Origin of the sequence: Streptococcus sp. 400_SSPC, from assembly GCF_001072745.1 — a bacterium.
GTDB classification, from domain to species: Bacteria; Bacillota; Bacilli; order Lactobacillales; family Streptococcaceae; genus Streptococcus; species Streptococcus xiaochunlingii.
On the sequence record NZ_JVIQ01000049.1, the window covers coordinates 1 to 19,607 of the forward strand.

Below are 19,607 nucleotides of genomic sequence, written 5' to 3' on the forward strand. Positions count from 1 at the left end.
TGCGGAGGTGGGACGACGAAATCGAATTCTAACGAATTACCGATTTCTGTCCCACTCTCTTTTGTTTTTCGTCCTCTTTTTTTCAAAAAATCCCCTTGCCCAACTCGGTCCTAAGAATGATTTCCATTCTGTTCTGGCTTTTTCAAGGGAGTTTTGCTCTCAAATATGGTAAAATAGTAACGAAATATACTAGTAGATATCAAATTAAAAGAGGTTATTTATGACAATCGGTATTGATAAGATTGGATTTGCGACCAGCCAGTATGTCTTGCGCTTAAGTGAGCTAGCGGCTGCTCGAAATACTGATCCAGAAAAACTCAGTAAAGGGCTCTTATTGAAAGAACTAAGTATTGCCCCTATTACAGAGGATATCGTCACACTTGGAGCAAGTGCCAGCCATAGTATTTTAACCGAAGAAGAAAAAGAAGAAATTGATATGGTTATCCTGGCGACCGAGTCAGGAATTGATCAGAGTAAGGCTGCTGCTGTTTTCGTTCACGGTCTCCTAGGAATCCAACCCTTTGCTCGGAGCTTTGAAATGAAGGAAGCCTGCTATGCTGCAACGGCCGCTTTGGACTATGCTAAACTTCATGTTGAAAAGTTCCCACAGAGCAAGGTCTTGGTCATTGCAAGCGATATTGCAAAATATGGGATCGACACCCCTGGAGAGCCGACTCAAGGAGCTGGATCTGTCGCTATGCTGGTGACGCAGAACCCACGTATCCTAGCCTTTAATGATGATAATGTTGCTCAAACCCGAGATGTCATGGATTTCTGGCGTCCCAACTACTCCAGCACACCCTTTGTCAATGGGATTTATTCGACCCAACAGTACTTGGATTGTCTGAAAACAACTTGGATAGAGTATCAAAAACGGACTGGTTTGACCTTGGATGATTTTGCGGCGGTCTGCTTCCACCTTCCTTATCCCAAGCTCGCCCTCAAGGGCTTAAAAAAGATTCTTGACAAGAGTCTTTCTCCTGAGAAACAAGCCCAATTGCAATACAATTTTGAACAATCCATTCTCTACAGCCAAAAGGTTGGGAATATCTATACAGGTTCCCTCTTCCTAGGTTTGCTTTCTCTCCTAGAAAACCAACCTCAATTGGCTGCTGGCGACCGAATCGCCCTCTATGGATATGGAAGTGGTGCGGTAGCGGAGATTTTTAGTGCTCACTTGGTCGAAGGATTTGAGAAAATGCTCCATCCAAACCGTATGGCAGAATTGGATCAGCGAAAAGCTCTTACGATTGCCGAATATGAGAGAATCTTCTTCGAAGACGCACAATTAGATGCTGAAGGCAATCAAACCTTCCAAGGTTACCAAGATCAAACCTATGCCTTATCAGAAATCAACGAACACCAACGAACCTATGTAAAGGTAGAACACCATGGTTAAATTAACTGGTTTTTCAAAAGCAAGTCCAGCAGAGCGCATCGAAAAACTGGCTCAGGCCGGACTCCTTTCAGAAGAAAGTCTACAAACAGTAAGGGACAATGAAACATTGCCCCTTTCTCTTGCCAATGAAATGGTCGAAAACGTCCTCGGCACCTTGGCTTTACCCTTTGGTCTAGCTCCTGGCTTCCAGGTAGATGGTCAGGAAATCCAAGTCCCAATGGTGACGGAAGAACCCTCTGTCATCGCTGCTGCTTCTTACGCTGCTGGACTAATCAAGCGCTCAGGTGGGTTTCAGACCCAGGTTCACAAGCGTCAAATGATCGGTCAAGTAGCTCTTTATGACGTTAGCCATAAAGAAAAGGCCAGTCAGGCGATTGCAGAAGCTAAAGAAGAACTGCTCCAACTGGCCAATCAAGCCTATCCTTCCATCGTTAAACGGGGAGGTGGGGCACGAGATCTCTGGACAGAGGTGAAAGGTGACTTTCTCATTTGCTACCTATCCGTTGATCCAAAAGAGGCCATGGGGGCTAATATGCTCAACACTATGTTGGAAGCCCTGGTCGACCCTTTAGAAGATTTATCCGAGGGGCAGGGATTAATGGCTATTCTGTCTAACCTAGCGACAGATGCCCTGGTCACGGTAAGCTGTCACATAGACTACCGCTTCCTCAGTCGCGATTCCAAGGAAGCTGCTGAAATTGCTCAGAAAATAGCTCTGGCCAGTCAATTGGCGGCTGTTGATCCTTATCGAGCAGCCACTCACAACAAGGGAATTTTCAATGGCATTGATGCTGTCGTCTTGGCAACTGGGAATGACTGGCGGGCGATTGAAGCGGGTGGCCATACCTATGCTAGTCGAACAGGACAAGCTCAAGGACTATCTAACTGGATGGATCATCCAGAACACCAAGTCCTAGAAGGTCAACTGACCCTTCCCATGCCTATCGCTACCAAGGGAGGCTCCATCGGACTCAATCCAAGTGTCCAAGTGGCTCATGAACTACTTGGAAATCCCGACGCCCAGACTCTTGCACGGATTATTGTGTCCGTTGGCCTAGCTCAAAACTTTGCTGCGCTTAAGGCCTTGGTCAGCACCGGTATTCAACATGGGCATATGAAACTCCAGGCTAAGTCACTCGCCCTACTTGCTGGAGCTACTCCGTCAGAGGTGGCTCCGGTGGTGCAAGCATTGCTAGAGGACAAACCCTTTAACCTGGAAAAAGTCCAAGCTGTTTTAGAGGAAATTCGTCAAAGTAAGTAAAAAATCCTTCCGTGTAAACGGAGGGATTTTTGCTAGTTTCTTCAAGTTAATCATGGATGGAAGAGATTTGTTTGTGTCCTTCTTTTACTCGGCCATAGAGAAGATAGGGAACCTTTCTTAAATCGGCAATTGTCTGACAAGAAAGGGCACACATGATTAGGCGTAAATCCTCTTTCCAATCATTGACTTGGGCGATGACCTCGTCAATCGGCTTTGTCTCTACCAGTTCTAAGATGATCCGAGAAAGACCGACCCCCTTGGCTCCTAAAACGAGTGCCTTGATCATATCCAAGGGATGACGAACGCCACCTGAGGCGAGAACCTCGACCTGATCCATCAGTGGTTGAGCCCCAAGTAGGGCTTGGACCGTTGTTTGTCCCCAGTCATTGAGATAGGAGCGATTGCCTCCCCGACGGTTTTCGATATAGGCAAAACTGGTCCCACCTCTACCAGAAATATCAACTGTCCTGACACCTAGTTCGATGGCTCTTTGGATAGTTCCGGCATCCATACCAAAACCGACCTCTTTTAGCACCAAGGGCACTGGAAGTTGCTTTGCATAACCTGCTAAATGGCCTTGCCAGTTTCTAAAGCTTCGTTCCCCTTCGGGCATGAGAAGCTCCTGCATGAGGTTGACATGGAGTTGGAGAAAGAGGGGCTGGGTCTCCTCAATCGTCTGTATGCCCAATTCAAGCGGTTTGTCAATCCCGATATTGGTCGCAAAGAGTAGGTCCGGATGAAGGTCCTTGACTCGATAGGAGCTATCCTGAGGATCCCTCAAAGCTGCACTATAAGAACCTGTCACAAAGAGAATACCACAGGCTTCTGCCACCTGGGCCAACTTCCGATTGATTTCTCCCCCCTTGGCACTGCCACCTGTCATGGCATTGATATAAAAAGGGTAGTCCCAATCACGACCCGCAAAATGAGTCGTCAAGTCCACCTCATCTAAATCGATAGTTGGTAAAGAGGAATGAATCAACTCAACCTCATCAAAGCTATTGTAACCCGGAGTTTGTTCCAAGGCCAAGCGAATATGTTCATCCTTTCGGTTGGTCGTCATACTCTCCCATCCTTTCTGAATATAATAAATCAATCCCTGCTTCTTGCCAGCGTCTGACGATTTCTTGGGCAGCAGCCTCCTCAAATGCGAGGGCGATTCCACAATCTCCTCCTCCAGCGCCACTGGATTTTGCAATGACCTTTAACCCCTCTTCTGCCCTCTTTAATTGGGCTAGTTTTTTGGTATAAATTACCTCATTAAGAGATAGAAGTAAGTCACTAGCCCGACCGATAGAGGACCAGGCTAAGTCTCTGTCTGCTTCTTGAAAGGCCACTAAGAGGTCTTGTACAGCCTGCTCAGTACCCTTTAAAAAGACTGGGCCAATAGCCGAACGAACGCGGTTAATCAAGTCCCTTGAAATAGCAGGTTCTTGGGTCCAACCCACTAAAAAAGTATAGGACAACTGAGGGGCAAGAGGCTGGATTTCATATCCCCAATCAAGGACTAAGATCTGGTTTAAATCCTGATCTTGTAATTGCTCAGCCAACGCCCGTCTGTCAAAAGAGCGGTAGCTAACCAAGCCTTCATAGGCAATACAAGCTAGGTCTCCCATTGACCCATTGTCACCACGCTGAATCAAGACCAAACAGGCCAAACGAAAGAGCAAGTCTGCAGGCAGGGGGAAATCATAAAGAGCTGCCATGGCTTTGAGGGTCAACAAGACCACACTGCCACTAGAGCCAATTCCGAATTTCTTACCCTCTCGCTCAAATTTCCCCCCAATACGTAAATCAAAGGGAGAAATCGCTACTCCTTGTGACTGGAGGTAGGCGTTCATCAGATGCACGGTTTCTTGGATCAATGCATAGTCCGTATTCGGAGTCAAATCAACCGCAAAGGGAAACATGTCCGACTGAATCCGATAAGTAGATGCTGGTTGGATTTCTGCCTGCATGTAAATAGGGATAAACTGAATGATGGCTGTTTGTCCAGGAGTTAAGATAGAATATTCCCCAGCGACATACAGCTTCCCACCTGCACGAACTTCTTTCTTAATCTTCATGGGATAAATCCTTGGTCTTGGAGACAATGATACGGTAGTCTTGTTCAAAAAGTGGAACCAATTGGTCCAGATCCTCTTCTAGACAGAGAACCTTCACATTCGGACCTGCATCCATGGTGAAGTAGCAACGTTTCCCTTCTTCACGAAGAGAGCGCACGAACTCCATGGCCTCATAGCTCTTATCCGTCAGATAGGAAAAGGCTGGACTTGCAGTCTTGGTTGTAGAATGCATGAGAAGAGCATTCCGTTCGGTCAATTCCCCTACTTTTTCAAAATCATTGTCCTTCAGGTAACCCAGCATATCTTGGTAATCCCGGGCTGACTGGCGGATCCATTCTTGGAAATTGGTAGAGGTTTCCGTGCACCGTTTCATCCCTTCCCGACTAGAAAGAATTTTTTGTTGGTCGTTTAACACTAGCATGATCATAGCCAGTTTGAGGTCCGTTTCCACCTGGTAGATTGCTCCAGTATCCTTGTCCCAAGCCGCTAAAGGGCCAAAGAAAGAACGAGAAGACGAACCGGAGGCAAACTTAGCCGCTTGAGCTTGTTCTGCCTGCGTCATTCCCAGTTGGTAATAGCGATTGCAGGCTTTTACCAAGGCAGATAAGCCACTGGAACTAGAAGAAAGTCCTGCAGCTGTCGGCATGTTGTTGCTGGTATCAACCCGCACAAAGCCTGTCTCTCCTTCTGGTTTAAAGCGGTCGATGACTGCTCCAATCTTGGCCTGCTCCGCTTCATTTTGGAAGACCCCATCAATAAAGAAGGCATGGGACTTGGCTTCAGGCCCCAAAGGACTAAGTCGAGTCTCCGTATACATATTTTCCAAGGTCAAGGAAATGGAACTAGTTGATGGCACCATGGCTTCACTGTTTTCCTTGCCCCAATACTTAATAATGGCGATATTGGCATATGATTTCACGCTTACAGGCTTTCGATCCATAACTCCTCCACTCCTTTATTTCTTAGTTCTTTTGCGATTATCTCTGCATGTTCCTGGTCTGCAGCAAGGGCAATGATACAGCCACCGAGCCCACCACCACTCATCTTGGCTCCCAAGGCTCCACTCCCTAAGGCTAGTTCCACCAATTGATCCGCTTCTGGACAACTCACTCCCACTGCTTGCAAATGATGATGGCAGTCTGTTAAGATGCGTCCCAAGGTGAAAGCATCTTTTTGAGCAAGAGCTTTTTCTGCGTACTCAGTTAGAAGTCCAATTTCATGGAAACTAGCGAGGGCTGCTGTTCCCAACTCCTTGACCTTCTGAATGGCTTCTTTGGTATGGCCATGGATACCTGTATCTGCAATGACCAGCTTGGCACCCAAATTAACCTCTAATTCACTGAAGCCGACATTTCGAATGAATTTAATCGGCTGATCGCTGAGACAGGTCTTGGCATCCAGCCCACTTGGATTCACATGGGCAATCATTTCCGCTCGATTAACCAAGATTTCCAAAGTCTCTTGACTCAAATCTCGCCCAAAGTAATCAAAGACTGCTCGAATTGCCGCAATACTGACAGCAGCCGAGGACCCCATCCCCCGCTGGGACGGAATCATGGAGTCAATCCGGCAAGCGATAGCCGCCTCCTCAATCCCCAAATGCTCTAAAGAAGCGTAAACGGCCATAGATAAGCTATCATTCTCAAAAAGGACCCACGGACGCTCCGCAGGTACAATCTGACAAGTGACCTGAATGTTAAGGAGGGGCAAGGCAATGGCTGGATAGCCATAAACAACCGCATGCTCTCCTATTAAAATAATCTTGCTATGTGCTTGTCCGACACCTATCGATCTAGTCATATGTCTCTCAGTTATCTTCGTTCTTTCTGCTATAGATTGCTTAATACAATCCTCTCTCCTTCCATTTTAATATAAAAAAAGAAAAAAAGCGATGGCTAAACCACGCTTCTTTCTCCGTCTTAGGAAGGATTTTTTCCGGTTCCTTCCATTTCTCTTTTGATGAGCTCCATGAGTTGATTCCGATCCAGGATCCATTGGGCCCGCTCATCTTTTTCATAGGTCCGATTGGATAGGAAAATAGCTGCCAATTGGAGCTTGCGATTATAGAGAAGGAAGGTTCCTGTATAACCTGTATGGTCCAACCAGTCTCCTTCCAGATTCCAGGCCAGAGAGCGCATCTTCCCTTTTTCTAAAGCATAGTTCTGCGATAAAATCTCTGCAAAAGGATCCTGTAAGTAATGCTCCAGGAAAATTTCCATATCTCTAATGGTCGAAAACAGACCTGCACTTCCGGCATGGACTCCCAGTACACGCGCTTTCGGATCATGGACGACACCAGCTGGAACGCCACGAAGGGTTGGCACCGCTTGAGAAACCGGGCCAAAAGTAGTCTCCTTCATTTGCCAAGGTGCAAAGACTTGCTCCTGAAAAATCTGGGCCAAATCCTGACCATACCACTTCTCCAGAAGAAAGCCCAACAAAAGAAAATTGACATCTGTATAGTGGAACTGGCGATTGTCCTTGAGCTTCAAACGGTGCAGGGCTTCTTTTAAGCCCTCAGCATCCAAGTCATCTCGTCTAGGGATGAAAGGATCCAGCCCAGAAGTATGGGTTAAAAGCTGACGGATGGTCACCTCTGCCTGCTCCATATCCGGATAGTGAGAAGCTAAGGGACGATCGATATCAATTTGCCCTTGTCGGACCAGAAAAGCAAGAACCGTTCCAACTCCGACGACCTTACTCACACTGGCTAAATCATAGGTCAAGCCAGGAATAACTGGCTCTTGCTTGTCTGGATCAGCTAGTCCCAAGTAATACTCCTGCCAGCTTCCTTTCTGATAGAGCGCAAGAGAGGCACCTGGGTAGATGCCTGCTCCTATTTGCTCTTGAATTTTTTGGATGATTTTTTCCATTTTTCTTCACTCATTTCAATCAGCCAAAGACTTGCTTAGGCTTCGAACCACCATTCAATCTTGCTTGGATCCTCAACCAAGACAAATTGTTGCCTTTTTGGTACAAAAGTCACCTGATCTCCAAAGCAAGAGGCCACTTCACTTGCTACAAATGGCTCTAAAATGACCTTGACCTGACAAAGGTCCCAAGTCTGTCCATTTGCTAGTGTAAGGTCCGGACCATCTGATGCTTCTAACTCTAAATAATCTTCTAAGCCAGGTAGTTGTTGATAGAAAGCTGTAGAAGTCTCTACATTAGGTACTCGAAGCACCATCTTTTCTACGAAAAACTCCGTCAAGGTTGTAAACTCTTCATTCGCTTGAAAATCTGGAACTTCCTCAATTTCAGTTAAACTGCCCACTTGCTCTTCCGCATGGAGCAAGATACGATCTCCTTCTGGCGAAAGGGCTTCAAAGGCATAGCCATTTTTTCCTTTAAAGAGGCGATCAACTTGATGTCCACGAGCCAGAAGCCACTCAATTTCTTGTGGGTTGGTCACGCGAATCTTTAAGCAAGCCAGGCGTTTTGGGCCCTCCACCTTGCGGGTTCTCATACTAGGGGATTCCTCTAAATAGAGGCGATCTGTCTTCGATTGATCTCCAAGGGATAATAAAGCCCCATCTTCCAACAGGGTTTTCATTCCTAAGACCTTTTCAAAAAATTCTTGATTGACATTTCGATTGTTTGTTTTTAATACAGGTGAAATACTACTAATCTTATTTATGCACATAATTCCTCCAAGTCTTTTATATTTTAAAAGATTTTCTTTTTTTTTACAAGAAATCTTGTGCAAAAAAGACAGATTTTTCAAAAATAAAAATCTGTCTTTCTTTTTTTAGTATACTGTTCGTGTATGGACCCGCCCGTTTGGAGCTTCAAATTCGTATTCTAAGTAATCCTGATAGGTCCCTGGTGCAATCACTCCACGCACATCTAATACAGCCGTTCCTGCCTGTCCCACAATGGAATCTGCTAACAGGCAGCAATTAGTAGACAGAACAAAGTAAGATTTAAAACGCGAAGAAGTAAATTTATATAGCTCAGCCCCTAAATCATATTTCAATTTGTAAGCGTAGGTCGGCTGACCGTCTTCCAGTAACCTCCTAGGTGGATCCCAAGGTTCTAACAACTGATCAATTTCAGCTAGACGCTTCTCTACTGCCTGATTCTCTTCTTCGGTAAGGGATAGGCTGTAGCCAAACAGCGTCTTTTGACTCTCTTTTTTACATAGTTCGATGTATGGTTCCTTATCCACTTTAAACAGTACGCCATCCCCAATCGTCCCAAATAGACGCTCTGAAAAGGGATCGTAACTTCCGTAAGAAATGACCTTCCCCTGATAACAAATATCTACATGCCCAATCGCTCCAAATAAGTTGCTGTCAGAAGTATGAACCAAAATTTCTAATTCCCTTGCCTCTTCTTCTTTTTTCACCAATCGATAAGGGCCTGTGTGTCCCGCCGAGCTCCCTTTTTGAAGAAACTGGTTAAACCGTTTTAACTCCTTAGCAGGGATAAAGGCTGCAAAGATAACCGGTAGGCTAATACGAAAGCGACGTTTTAACTCTTGGCCTTGTTGGTCTTTGTCAAATAAAATACCATCTCGAATATTAGAAATCCCCAACAAGACCAGATAAGCCCCCAAGAGGATAAATTGGAAGTGCCCATCTGAACCAGGTTCCAAGACAGTTGCTAGACCAAGCCCACCGTTTAAAAGCGCATCCCATAAATAGAGCCAGCCTCCTTTTACCCGATTGGCCTTATAAAGCCAAAATGTGATCCCATAGACAATGGCACTCCCCAACTGATATGCCCCTAAACAAATCACAACTAAGTTTACGGGCAGACTACTCAGTCGATTCAACCAGATCAACGCAAGTGAAAGAAAAATAAACCAAATAGAGTGGCTATAGGAAATAGACTTGCTACGTAACAAAAAGCGAAGAAGAAAGCTTCCTAGTCCATCAACTAAAAAGTAAATGGCTAATAGATCCAAGGAAAATTTGGTGAAACCAACGCCGTTTCGAAAAATGAGAATCCCAAAAATGACGGCAAGAACCCCAAACAATAAGGTCCGTCTTCTTGCAACTTGTTCAAAAGATATTTTTTTCAATATTCCTTCTCCTTATAGACGAAAGGTCTTTAGACAAATACTATTTTATCAAGTATAATATAAAAAGTAAAGAACAAAGAAACTGATAAAAGGAGCAGTCTATGAAATACAATCAATATAGCTATCTATCTGTTGACCAAAAAGACATTCTTAAGGAACTAAAAGAAATTGGGTTTGACCTTCCCACCCACCTCCCAGAAAAAGAACTGTTTGAATGGTTTGTCCGCAAGGTTTACTTCACCTATAAAGATACAGATTATCCCCTCTCTAACCTAGTGGTGGATTCTAAAACAGACTTTTTAACGTATATCCAATCTGACTGCGAATGGTCTCCGAACATTTTTTACACAGTAGCCCTCCAATTACTCGGTTTCCGCTATTTTATTGATTTTGAAGATACGGATAGCTTCTTGAAAGAAGTCCAATTTCCGATTGAGTATGGAAACTTGGTAGAAAACCTCTACCACCTCCTCAATACTCGAACAGTCAAAGGGAATTTACTAATTGAGCAGTTGGTCAGCGATGGCTTGATTCCTGAAGACAATCGCTACCACTTTTTCAACGGAAAAAGTCTAGCTACCTTTAACTGCCATGATGTGATCCGTGAGGTGGTCTATGTAGAAAGTCGAATTGATAGCGATCAGGATGGTCTTCCAGATTTGGTCAAGGTCAATATTATTCGCCCACGCTATGAAGGAAAAATTCCAGCCGTCATGACTGCTAGCCCTTATCACCAAGGAACCAATGACAAGGCTAGCGACAAGGCGCTCTATAATATGAATGTGGACCTCGAGGTCAAAGAACCTCATACCATCCAAGTAGAAGAACCTCAATTAGAATTGGTGGATCCTGTCGGTTCAGCTCAACTAGTCTCTGAGGCTGAAGAAACCCTCACTCATATCAACTCCAGTTATACCCTCAATGACTACCTACTCGCTCGTGGCTTTGCCAATCTCTACGTCTCCGGTCTTGGAACCAAGGATTCCCAAGGCTTGATGACCAACGGGGATTATCGCCAAATCGAGGCCTATAAAAATGTCATCGACTGGCTCAACGGACGCTGTCGTGCCTTCACAGACCACAGTCGCCAACGCCAAATCAAGGCTGATTGGTCTAATGGCAAGGTTGCTACGACAGGCTTGTCCTACCTAGGGACCATGTCCAATGGACTGGCTACCACAGGTGTCGATGGCCTAGAAGTTATCATCGCAGAAGCCGGTATCTCTTCTTGGTACAACTACTATCGCGAAAACGGACTCGTGACGAGTCCTGGTGGCTATCCTGGAGAGGATTTTGATTCACTCGCTGAATTGACCTATTCACGTGCCCTTCGGGCTGGAGACTATCTCCGCCACCATGCAGCCCATGTCGCTGATTTGGAAGAGGTTAAGAAGCAATTGGATCGCAAAACAGGTGACTACAACCAATTCTGGCACGACCGCAACTATCTCCTTCAGGCAGACAAAGTCAAGGCAGAGGTCGTCTTCACTCATGGTTCCCAAGACTGGAACGTGAAGCCCCTCCATGTTTACCAAATGTTCCAAGCCCTTCCAGCCAACATCAAGAAACACCTCTTCTACCACAATGGAGCCCATGTCTATCTCAACAACTGGCAGTCCATTGACTTCCGTGAGAGTATGAATGCCCTCCTCTCTAAAAAATTACTGGGCTATGATTCAAGTTATGAATTGCCAACCGTCATCTGGCAGGACAATACAGGAGAGCAAAGTTGGACCTCATTGGAAGACTTTGGCAATCAAACAGCACAGCGGGCCTTCCCACTCGGAGATGGTGAGAAAGTCATCCAAAACCGCTATGCGACAGAAGACTATGAGCGCTATGGCAAGGCCTATCCGACCTTCTTAACCGACCTCTACCAAGATAAGGCCCAACAAGTGACCATTGATCTTCCGATCGAAGAAGACCTGCACCTCAACGGAAAAGCTCGCCTTCACCTGCGACTCCAATCTAGCACAAACAAAGGCCTGCTTTCAGCCCAACTCATGGAGCTAGGAAGCAAGAAATACCTCCAACCCTATCCAGCTGTCCTATCCGTCCGCACCCTTGATAACGGTCGCTACCATATGCTAGACAATTTGACCGAGTTGCCATTTAAGGAAACTAGCCAACGAGTGATTACAAAAGGGTATCTCAACCTTCAAAACCGTCATGACCTCTTAGAGGTTGAGGCCGTGACGCCAGGGGAATGGATGGAACTCGACTTTGAACTCCAACCAACCATCTACAAACTGGAGAAAGGCACTACTCTTCGTCTCGTCCTTTATACAACTGATTTTGAGATCACCGTCCGCGACCAAACGGACTACCAACTCACCATTGATCTGGCCAACTCCAGCTTAACCCTTCCTGAGATGGATTAAGGAATTTCATGCTTTTTCCTTGTCGTCCCTTCCCTTGCTTGATTTGACAGCCTTGCCTACTTATGATAATATCTAAGAGAGTATTTCATAGAAAAAGAGTTTAGAGGATATTATGGCTATCGAAAAAACAGTCAGCGAAATTGCTGAAATTCTAGGAGTTAGTCGCCAAGCGGTCAATAACCGTGTCAAGGCCCTAGATCCTGAAGATACAGAAAAAAATGATAAGGGAGTTACCGTCGTAACCCGTAGTGGCTTGATTAAGCTAGAAGAAATCTACAAAAAGACCATCTTTGAAGACGAGCCTGTCAGCGATGATGTGAAACAGCGTGAATTGATGGAAATTTTGGTAGATGAAAAAAATGCCGAGATCGTTCGTCTCTACGAACAACTAAAAGCAAAAGACGACCAGCTAAAATCCAAAGATGAGCAATTAGCTAAAAAGGATGAGCAGTTGCGTGTCAAAGATGTTCAGATTGCTGAAAAAGACAAACAGCTCGACCAACAACAACAGCTAACCCTTCAGGCTATGAATGACCGCGAAACATTGAAATTAGAATTAGATCAAGCCAATGAAAAGGTTCAAGAACAAGAGAGTAAAGGCTTCTGGAGACGCGTCTTTGGTCGCTAAAAACTGACTTCGGTCAGTTTTTTCTATGCCTTTGCCTCCCCTCAATAATTAGAAAATCCAAAAACACCCAATAGATGAAGGAGTTCCCTTGAAAGAATTAAGCCACTATGTCTCCTTTGATTTAGAATTTAATCAATTTGAAGGAAAGTACCACATTATCCAAGTTTCTGCTGTCCGCTTTGCAGATGGCCAAGAAGTTGCCCACTATGATTCCTATGCCTATACGGATAAACCACTAAAGAGCTTTATCAATGGCCTCACCGGGATCACATCTGATAAAATCCTCCAAGCTCCCCCACTCGAGCAAGTTCTAGAGGAGTTTCGAGATTTTGTTGCAGATAGTCCCCTCATTGGATACAATGCCATCAAGAGTGACCTCCCTATCCTAGCGGAAAATGGGCTAGAGTTCACAGACCAATATGCTGTTGATGTCTTTGAGGAAGCTTCTAAACGCCGGCCTTCTGACCTCCATGGGATCAAAAACTTGCAGCTCCATACAGTTGCTCAGTTTTTAGGAGTAGCTGGAAAATCGCATGATAGTCTAGAAGATGCCCGGATGACTGCCCTTGTTTATGAAGCCTTTCTCGAATCAGACCGGGCCCGGCAACTCCTAACCGAACAAGAATCCTTTTCTACCTCTCCTTTTGGTGGATTGGACCTCTCCAATTTTTTTAACGACTAAAAAAACCTCTATCATCTGATAGAGGTTTTCTCTGTATGCTTAGAATGGTAATTTACCAGCAAAAGCTCCCAATTTTTTCTTGGTTGCTGCATCAATTTCTTCGATGGCCGCATTGATAGCTTGAACAGTCATATCAGAAAGAGTTTCTGTATCTTCTGGGTCCACAACTGCCGGGTTAAATTCGATGGATACCACCTTTTTATCACCTGTCAAGGTAGCGACGACCAAGTCCTGAGCAGACTTACCAACAAATTGAGAAGCAGCCAATTCTGCCTGACTTTGTTCCATTTGTTTCTGAAGCTTTTGTGCTTGCTTCATCATATTTTGCATATTCATCATAAGATTTTCTACATTCCTTTCGTATCAAGGGGTTAGGACCTCTTGTTTAATGGTTACTGCCCACTTCTGCCCATTTTCTGACAAGATGGGGACTTCTCTCCTATTATAGCATGTTTTCCCCATCCGACAAAGCTGATTTTTTATTTAAAGAGCGTCGTCACAATGAGTTGGACGTTTAACAGAGTCAGAAGAGTAGCTACTCCGTAAGCTAAGTAGGTATTCCATTTTGCATTGACAAATTCTCCCATGATTTTTTTATTGGAGGTAAAGTAAACCAAGGGAAAAATTGAAAATGGTAGAGCCAGAGACAAGAAGACTTGAGAATAGACCAACAAATCATCTAGAACACTTTCCTGGTCTCCAAAGAGAAAGGCGACAATCAGGACAGGAGTGAGGGCCAACATCCGTGTAAAGAGGCGGACTAGCCATTGAGGAAGACGGAATTTAAGGAAACCTTCCATGACAATTTGTCCCGTCAAAGTGCCTGTAATTGTTGAATTCTGACCACTTGCTAACAAAGCAACAGCAAACAAAGTGGACAGAAAAGGACTTGCAATAGCTCCTGCAATGGCATTGTTTTGCAAGGCATCATACATACTAGAGAAGGCTCCAATTTCTTCTGCGTGTCCAAAAAAGAGGGCCGCTCCGAGAATCAGCAAGAGAGAGTTGACAACAAAAGCCAGAGTCAATTCAATATTAGAGTCCCAGGTCATGAAACGCACAGCCCGACGAACATCTGCAGGATCCTCATAATCGACCTTGCGTGTCTGTGAAATGGAGGAATGCAAATAGAGATTATGGGGCATGACGGTTGCACCAATAATCCCCAAGGCCAGTGTCAAGGCTTGTGATCTCTTAGGAAGACCGATACCTACGATTTCTTTCTGAGGAAGAAAGCCAGCAAAAATGCCACCTATATCTGGTTTTGATAGGACCACAAGGTAGATAAAAATCCCCAGAATGGTCAAAATCAAGGTGGAGACAATAGCCTCAATCTTACGAAAACCTAAGTGCATGAGTCCAAGGAGGAGGAAGACATCCAGGATGGTAACTAAAATAGAAAAGAGCAAGGGCCATCCGAACAGCAAATGGAGTGCAATCCCCGAACCAATGACTTCTGCTAAATCTGTCGCCATCAAGGCTAATTCAATCACTATCCAGAGAATATAGCGGAGCCACTTGGGCAAATGCGTCGCTGTTGTTTGGGCCAAATCTTTCCGATGGACAATCCCTAGTTTCCCAGCCATCTGTTGCAATTGCATGGCAATCAAGGAAGACAAGAGAACCACCGACAAGAGCAAGTAACGATAGTGAGCCCCTCCAACAACGCTGGTGATCCAGTTCCCAGGATCCATGTAGCCCACTGCTACTAGACTCCCCGGACCTGAAAACAATAACAAGGTCCTCCAAAAAGAAGTTCCCTTGGGAACCTTGACGGATTGATTGATTTCTTGGAGCGATTTCCGCTCTAACTGTTCTAAACTCATGATATCCTTCTTTCCATGACGTCACTTCCCCTTGATTATAGCACAAATGAAAGATTTCGGTAAATTTTCTTTGCATTTTCAAGAGAAGATTCCCTTCTTCGCCCCCACTTCCCCATTTTCTTCGTATTCCTTTAGCGATTTTTTCTCCCTTGCTCCTCCAAAATGAACCGAATAGCTTCAAAAATGAACCAAATAGATTTTTCCCCCTATCTGACTCCAAAAGCTTGTATACTATTCGTAACTGAAAGATAGCTCAGTTATTTACTCAATAGCAAAGGAAAGAAACTATGATCTATGTCATTGAATACAATTATCCCTCTAAGATGTTGGTCGAACATATTAACAACTATCTAGAGAAAAAACGGGTTCGTAATCTACCAGTCAAGCTGGTCTATAATGGAAATATCTCTTATATCGACTATGACTTGAAAAACATTTACTTCTTCTCCTGTCAAGGAAATTCTGGAATCAACGCCTACAAAGAGCTCGAACGCATCCGGAGAAATGATCCCTTCGGACGCATTATCGTTCACTCTAACAAGGTAGACGGACGTAGACTTATGGACCATAAGCTACAAGTCTATGGTTTGATGGAACTAAGCCTTAGTGACTACGGAAAGCCAGACCTCTATTATCAAGAGCTCGACTTCTTGCTCGGTGATCTCTACGAAGAGCTCTGGGAAATGGCGGCAGAAGCCAAGTACGCCGCTGGGAAGAAAACCAATCAGCTCTTCCCACGCTGGGGTCCTGAAATCGGCATTTACCCTCCTAAGCGTTATTCCATCCACCTCCGTCAAAATCCAGACGAAGACAATTAACTCATAACAAGTGGAGCCTGGGGACAGGGTCCATTTTTTATGTTACAATGAACTGGAAATAAAACGAGACGAGAAAAAGGAGACCTTATGAACCACTACGATACCATTGTCATCGGAGGAGGCCCTGCTGGTATGATGGCCACCATCTCTAGTGCCTTCTACGGGCAAGCAACCCTCCTCTTGGAAAAAAACCGCAAACTAGGGAAAAAACTAGCTGGGACTGGTGGAGGCCGGTGCAATGTGACCAACAATGGGAGCCTGGACGATCTCCTAGCAGGCATTCCAGGAAACGGACGTTTCCTTTACAGTGTCTTTTCTCAATTTGACAATCATGATATCATCCGCTTCTTCACAGAAAACGGGGTCAAACTCAAGGTCGAAGACCATGGTCGTGTCTTTCCAGCTTCAGATCGTTCCCAAACGATTATTCAAGCTCTGACAGATAAGATTGCCGAACTTGGCGGTCAAGTCCGCTGCCAAGTAGAGGTAACCTCTGTGAAGAAAATCGATGGACAATTCGTCATCAAATCAAAAGACGAGACCTGGACTGCAGACCGCTTGATTGTGACAACCGGTGGAAAGTCCTACCCTTCGACGGGCTCTACCGGCTTTGGCCACGATATCGCTCGTCACTTCCAGCACACTATTACAGAACTAGAAGCTGCTGAAAGCCCCCTCCTGACAGATTTCCCCCACAAGGCCCTTCAAGGGATTTCCTTAGACGATGTGACCCTCCACTATGGCAAACACCACATTACCCATGACCTCCTCTTTACCCACTTTGGCCTGTCTGGCCCGGCCGCCCTTCGCATGTCAAGCTTTGTCAAAGGAGGAGAGATCCTAACACTAGACAGTCTCCCTCACTATTCTAAGGAAGAACTCACAGCAATCCTAGAGGAAAACCGGGAAAAATCTCTAAAGAATGTTCTGAAGGCCTATCTGCCAGAACGCCTGGCGGAATTCTTTGCCCAGGATTTTCCGGAAAAGGTGAAGCAACTCTCTCCTAAAGAAATCGATGCCGTACTAGCGAAAGTAAAGGAACTCCCAATCCCTATAACTGGAAAGATGTCCTTGGCCAAATCTTTTGTAACCAAAGGTGGCGTCAGCCTCAAGGAAATCAATCCCAAGACCTTAGAAAGTAAGTTGGTCCCCGGTCTTCATTTTGCTGGGGAGGTCCTGGATATCAATGCCCATACAGGAGGCTTTAACATTACTTCTGCCCTCTGTACCGGTTGGGTGGCCGGAAGTCTCCACTATTGACAGCTTTTTCAAAAGATGTTAGGATTATTTTTAGAACAAATCCAGCAACAAACATAAGAGTCGTCTTCTTAGAGATGTCACTTTGCGTTTTTATGGCTATTTAGTTCGTACTAAATAGCCTTTTTCTTTTGTCTACGAAAGAGCCTTTGCTGGCCTTTGCTTTCTTCCTATATTTGAATTAGAAATGGAGAATCCATATGGAAAAATCTCAATGGGGTTCCAAAATTGGCTTTATCCTAGCCTCTGCAGGTTCTGCAATTGGTCTTGGGGCTGTTTGGAAGTTCCCTTATATGACCGCCGCTAATGGAGGCGGAAGTTTCCTTCTTGTTTTTTTGATAGCAACTCTACTTATCGGCTTCCCTCTCTTACTAGCTGAATTTACTCTAGGACGTGCAGCTGGTGTCTCTGCCATTAAGACCTTTGGAAAACTCAGTGGCCGTCGCCTTTATGATGGGATTGGTTGGATCGGTGCCTTTGCCCTGTTCATCCTCCTCTCCTTCTACAGTGTCATCGGTGGTTGGATCCTGATTTATTTGGGAGTCGCCTTGGGAGAGTTATTCCAACTTCTCTCAGTTAGTGACTATACCCAGCTCTTTGGAGAGATTATTTCAAATCCCTGGTTGGCTCTTGGGGCCCAGGCCATCTTCATCCTCCTCAATGTCTTGATTGTGTCCAAGGGGGTCGAGCAAGGGATTGAAAAGGCCTCAAAATTCATGATGCCACTTCTCTTCATTATCTTCTTAGTCATGATTGGTCGTTCCTTGACCTTACCTGGCGCTTGGGAGGGAGTTAGCTATTTCCTCAAGCCAGACTTCTCCAAGATGACTAGCCAAGGTCTGCTCTACGCTTTGGGCCAATCATTTTTCGCCCTATCGCTAGGGGTGACAGCCATGTTGACCTATGCTTCCTATTTGGACAAGGACACTGACCTGGTCCAATCCGGGATTTCCGTCGTCTTCATGAATATCGCCGTTTCTATCATGGCGGGCTTGGCGATCTTCCCAGCCATGTCAGCCTTTCAAATCCCTTCTACTAGTGGACCGGGACTCCTCTTTGTAGTCCTGCCACAAGTCTTTGACAAGATGCCTTTTGGTACCCTCTTCTACCTGCTTTTCCTTCTTCTCTTCCTCTTTGCGACCATTACCTCATCCGTCGTCATGTTAGAGATTAATGTCGGGAACGTCACCAACCAAAACAACAAACAGCGGGCTAAATTGAGCCAAATCATTGGTCTTCTGACCTTTGTCTTTGGGATCCCGTCTGCCCTTTCCTATGGAGTACTCTCCAAGTGGACCCTTTTTGGAAAATCCTTCTTTGATTGTATGGACTTTTTGGTTTCCAACCTCCTCATGCCTTTTGGAGCTCTCTGCCTCTCCCTATTTACAGGCTATATCTTTGATCAAGTCCTAGCCCAAGAAGAACTCAAGGTGGGAGAAGAGAAAACCAAGCGCTTCTTCTTCAAGCTCTGGATTTTCTTGCTTCGCTTTGTGATTCCAATCGTCATCCTCATTGTCTTTATTACACAATTTATCTAAAACAAAATCCACGACTCCTTAGGGATTCGTGGATTTTCTTTATTTTGTAAGGGAAACACGGAAATCATTGTATTTGCTATAATCAAAGTCTTCATTAAGCCCTGTTACAAATACAATCGGTGTATAATGGCCCTCTTCTAAGATGAAGCCGGGTTTTACCTTCATATTGGCTCCCCCAAGTCCAGCAATCCCTGGAAGAAGGGCATCAAAAGCGCCAGGTTCGTCTGTTTCCCAGTAATAGACATTACCAGATGCTTGAACTGCCTTGGCTTTCGTTGTTGCAGTACGAACAGGATTCAAATCAGCTTGATAAAAGTTCGCTGTTGTAGTGACCGTACCGTCTGCAGCCACGGTCATTTGAACATCTTTGGCAATTTCAGTTGTTCCCGTCCAAGTCCCTACCAGCTCTTCTGGCACCATTTGAGACGAGTCTGTAGCCTTGTTAGTGCTTGCTACAGCAGATCCTGCATCGGTTTGACCTGAGTTTCCTGCGTCTTGAGAAGCAGCTTGTGCCCCTTCTTGCGCATCCGTTTCAGTAGCTTTTGTCTCTTTCTTACCAGAAGCTGCCTTTGCTTTTTTCTGACTAGACTTCACCGTCGTTTGTGCTTCTTTGGCAGAAGATTTGTTCTCTTCTTTTTTTGAACCACAGGCTACGAGTAGGCTTGCAGAAGTTAATCCTAAAAGTGCTAAACTTGTCCATTTTTTCATCATGATGATCCCTCACT

At 45.1% G+C, this 19,607-nt stretch carries 18 protein-coding genes; 8 read left to right on the plus strand and 10 right to left on the minus strand.

Annotation, left to right across the window (positions count from 1 at the left end; all coding sequences use genetic code 11):
* Positions 1-220: 220 nt before the first annotated feature.
* Both ADH49_RS06220 and ADH49_RS06225 read left to right on the plus strand, forming a co-directional pair.
* Positions 221-1,399 carry a hydroxymethylglutaryl-CoA synthase gene (locus ADH49_RS06220; protein ID WP_048690801.1) on the plus strand — a complete coding sequence of 393 codons (1,179 nt, stop codon included), beginning with the start codon at positions 221-223 and terminating at the stop codon, positions 1,397-1,399.
* Positions 1,392-2,660, plus strand: coding sequence for a hydroxymethylglutaryl-CoA reductase, degradative (locus ADH49_RS06225; protein WP_048690803.1), 1,269 nt, complete (start codon positions 1,392-1,394; stop codon positions 2,658-2,660). The genes ADH49_RS06220 and ADH49_RS06225 overlap by 8 nt, the downstream gene beginning before the upstream one ends.
* Before the next feature lie 46 nt (positions 2,661-2,706).
* Here the strand turns inward: ADH49_RS06225 and fni are convergent, their stop codons facing one another.
* The 7 genes from fni to ADH49_RS06260 all read right to left on the minus strand — a co-directional run bounded on the left by fni (position 2,707) and on the right by ADH49_RS06260 (position 9,752).
* Positions 2,707-3,723: a type 2 isopentenyl-diphosphate Delta-isomerase gene (gene fni, locus ADH49_RS06230; protein WP_048690805.1), complete on the minus strand. Its 1,017-nt coding sequence runs from the start codon at positions 3,721-3,723 to the stop codon at positions 2,707-2,709.
* Positions 3,701-4,726 carry a phosphomevalonate kinase gene (locus ADH49_RS06235; protein WP_048690807.1) on the minus strand — a complete coding sequence of 342 codons (1,026 nt, stop codon included), beginning with the start codon at positions 4,724-4,726 and terminating at the stop codon, positions 3,701-3,703. Before ADH49_RS06235 ends, fni begins: the two co-directional genes overlap by 23 nt.
* On the minus strand, positions 4,716-5,666 hold the full coding sequence (gene mvaD, locus ADH49_RS06240) for a diphosphomevalonate decarboxylase (protein WP_048690809.1): 951 nt from the start codon (positions 5,664-5,666) through the stop codon (positions 4,716-4,718). The genes ADH49_RS06235 and mvaD overlap by 11 nt, the downstream gene beginning before the upstream one ends.
* Positions 5,648-6,526, minus strand: coding sequence for a mevalonate kinase (mvk, locus tag ADH49_RS06245; RefSeq protein ID WP_048690811.1), 879 nt, complete (start codon positions 6,524-6,526; stop codon positions 5,648-5,650). The genes mvaD and mvk overlap by 19 nt, the downstream gene beginning before the upstream one ends.
* Before the next feature lie 119 nt (positions 6,527-6,645).
* A complete protein-coding gene (locus tag ADH49_RS06250; RefSeq protein WP_023027285.1) occupies positions 6,646-7,599 on the minus strand; it encodes a serine hydrolase domain-containing protein in 954 nt (317 codons plus the stop codon).
* A 35-nt stretch (positions 7,600-7,634) separates the two neighbouring features.
* The gene (locus tag ADH49_RS06255; RefSeq protein WP_048690814.1) at positions 7,635-8,369 is read right to left on the minus strand and encodes a CppA N-terminal domain-containing protein; all 735 of its coding nucleotides are present in this window, start codon (positions 8,367-8,369) and stop codon (positions 7,635-7,637) included.
* 105 nt (positions 8,370-8,474) lie between these two features.
* Positions 8,475-9,752 (minus strand): HdeD family acid-resistance protein, encoded by a 1,278-nt coding sequence (locus ADH49_RS06260; RefSeq protein WP_023919173.1) that lies wholly within the window; start codon positions 9,750-9,752, stop codon positions 8,475-8,477.
* A gap of 101 nt (positions 9,753-9,853) precedes the next feature.
* On the opposite strand from ADH49_RS06260, the gene ADH49_RS06265 reads away from it, so the two are divergent.
* From ADH49_RS06265 to ADH49_RS06275, 3 genes are all read left to right on the plus strand, one after another.
* The gene (locus ADH49_RS06265; protein WP_048690817.1) at positions 9,854-12,133 is read left to right on the plus strand and encodes a Xaa-Pro dipeptidyl-peptidase; all 2,280 of its coding nucleotides are present in this window, start codon (positions 9,854-9,856) and stop codon (positions 12,131-12,133) included.
* Positions 12,134-12,245: 112 nt separating this feature from the next.
* Positions 12,246-12,761, plus strand: coding sequence for a DUF536 domain-containing protein (locus tag ADH49_RS06270; RefSeq protein WP_048690819.1), 516 nt, complete (start codon positions 12,246-12,248; stop codon positions 12,759-12,761).
* Between the two features lie 88 nt (positions 12,762-12,849).
* Positions 12,850-13,443 (plus strand): 3'-5' exonuclease, encoded by a 594-nt coding sequence (locus ADH49_RS06275; RefSeq protein WP_048690821.1) that lies wholly within the window; start codon positions 12,850-12,852, stop codon positions 13,441-13,443.
* Between the two features lie 39 nt (positions 13,444-13,482).
* Here ADH49_RS06275 and ADH49_RS06280 read toward each other — a convergent pair whose 3' ends face one another.
* Together ADH49_RS06280 and ADH49_RS06285 are read right to left on the minus strand one after the other, a co-directional pair.
* A complete protein-coding gene (locus tag ADH49_RS06280) occupies positions 13,483-13,782 on the minus strand; it encodes a YbaB/EbfC family nucleoid-associated protein (protein ID WP_048690824.1) in 300 nt (99 codons plus the stop codon).
* Between the two features lie 140 nt (positions 13,783-13,922).
* Positions 13,923-15,269: an Nramp family divalent metal transporter gene (locus ADH49_RS06285; RefSeq protein ID WP_048690827.1), complete on the minus strand. Its 1,347-nt coding sequence runs from the start codon at positions 15,267-15,269 to the stop codon at positions 13,923-13,925.
* A 287-nt stretch (positions 15,270-15,556) separates the two neighbouring features.
* Between ADH49_RS06285 and ADH49_RS06290 the strand changes: the two genes are divergently transcribed.
* From ADH49_RS06290 to ADH49_RS06300, 3 genes are all read left to right on the plus strand, one after another.
* Positions 15,557-16,087, plus strand: coding sequence for a hypothetical protein (locus tag ADH49_RS06290; RefSeq protein WP_006595548.1), 531 nt, complete (start codon positions 15,557-15,559; stop codon positions 16,085-16,087).
* Between the two features lie 87 nt (positions 16,088-16,174).
* A complete protein-coding gene (locus ADH49_RS06295) occupies positions 16,175-17,347 on the plus strand; it encodes an NAD(P)/FAD-dependent oxidoreductase (protein ID WP_048690830.1) in 1,173 nt (390 codons plus the stop codon).
* Between the two features lie 197 nt (positions 17,348-17,544).
* Positions 17,545-18,882 (plus strand): sodium-dependent transporter, encoded by a 1,338-nt coding sequence (locus tag ADH49_RS06300; protein WP_048690832.1) that lies wholly within the window; start codon positions 17,545-17,547, stop codon positions 18,880-18,882.
* A 39-nt stretch (positions 18,883-18,921) separates the two neighbouring features.
* Here the strand turns inward: ADH49_RS06300 and ADH49_RS06305 are convergent, their stop codons facing one another.
* Positions 18,922-19,593 (minus strand): hypothetical protein, encoded by a 672-nt coding sequence (locus tag ADH49_RS06305; RefSeq protein ID WP_414280969.1) that lies wholly within the window; start codon positions 19,591-19,593, stop codon positions 18,922-18,924.
* Between the last annotated feature and the right edge of the window lie 14 nt (positions 19,594-19,607).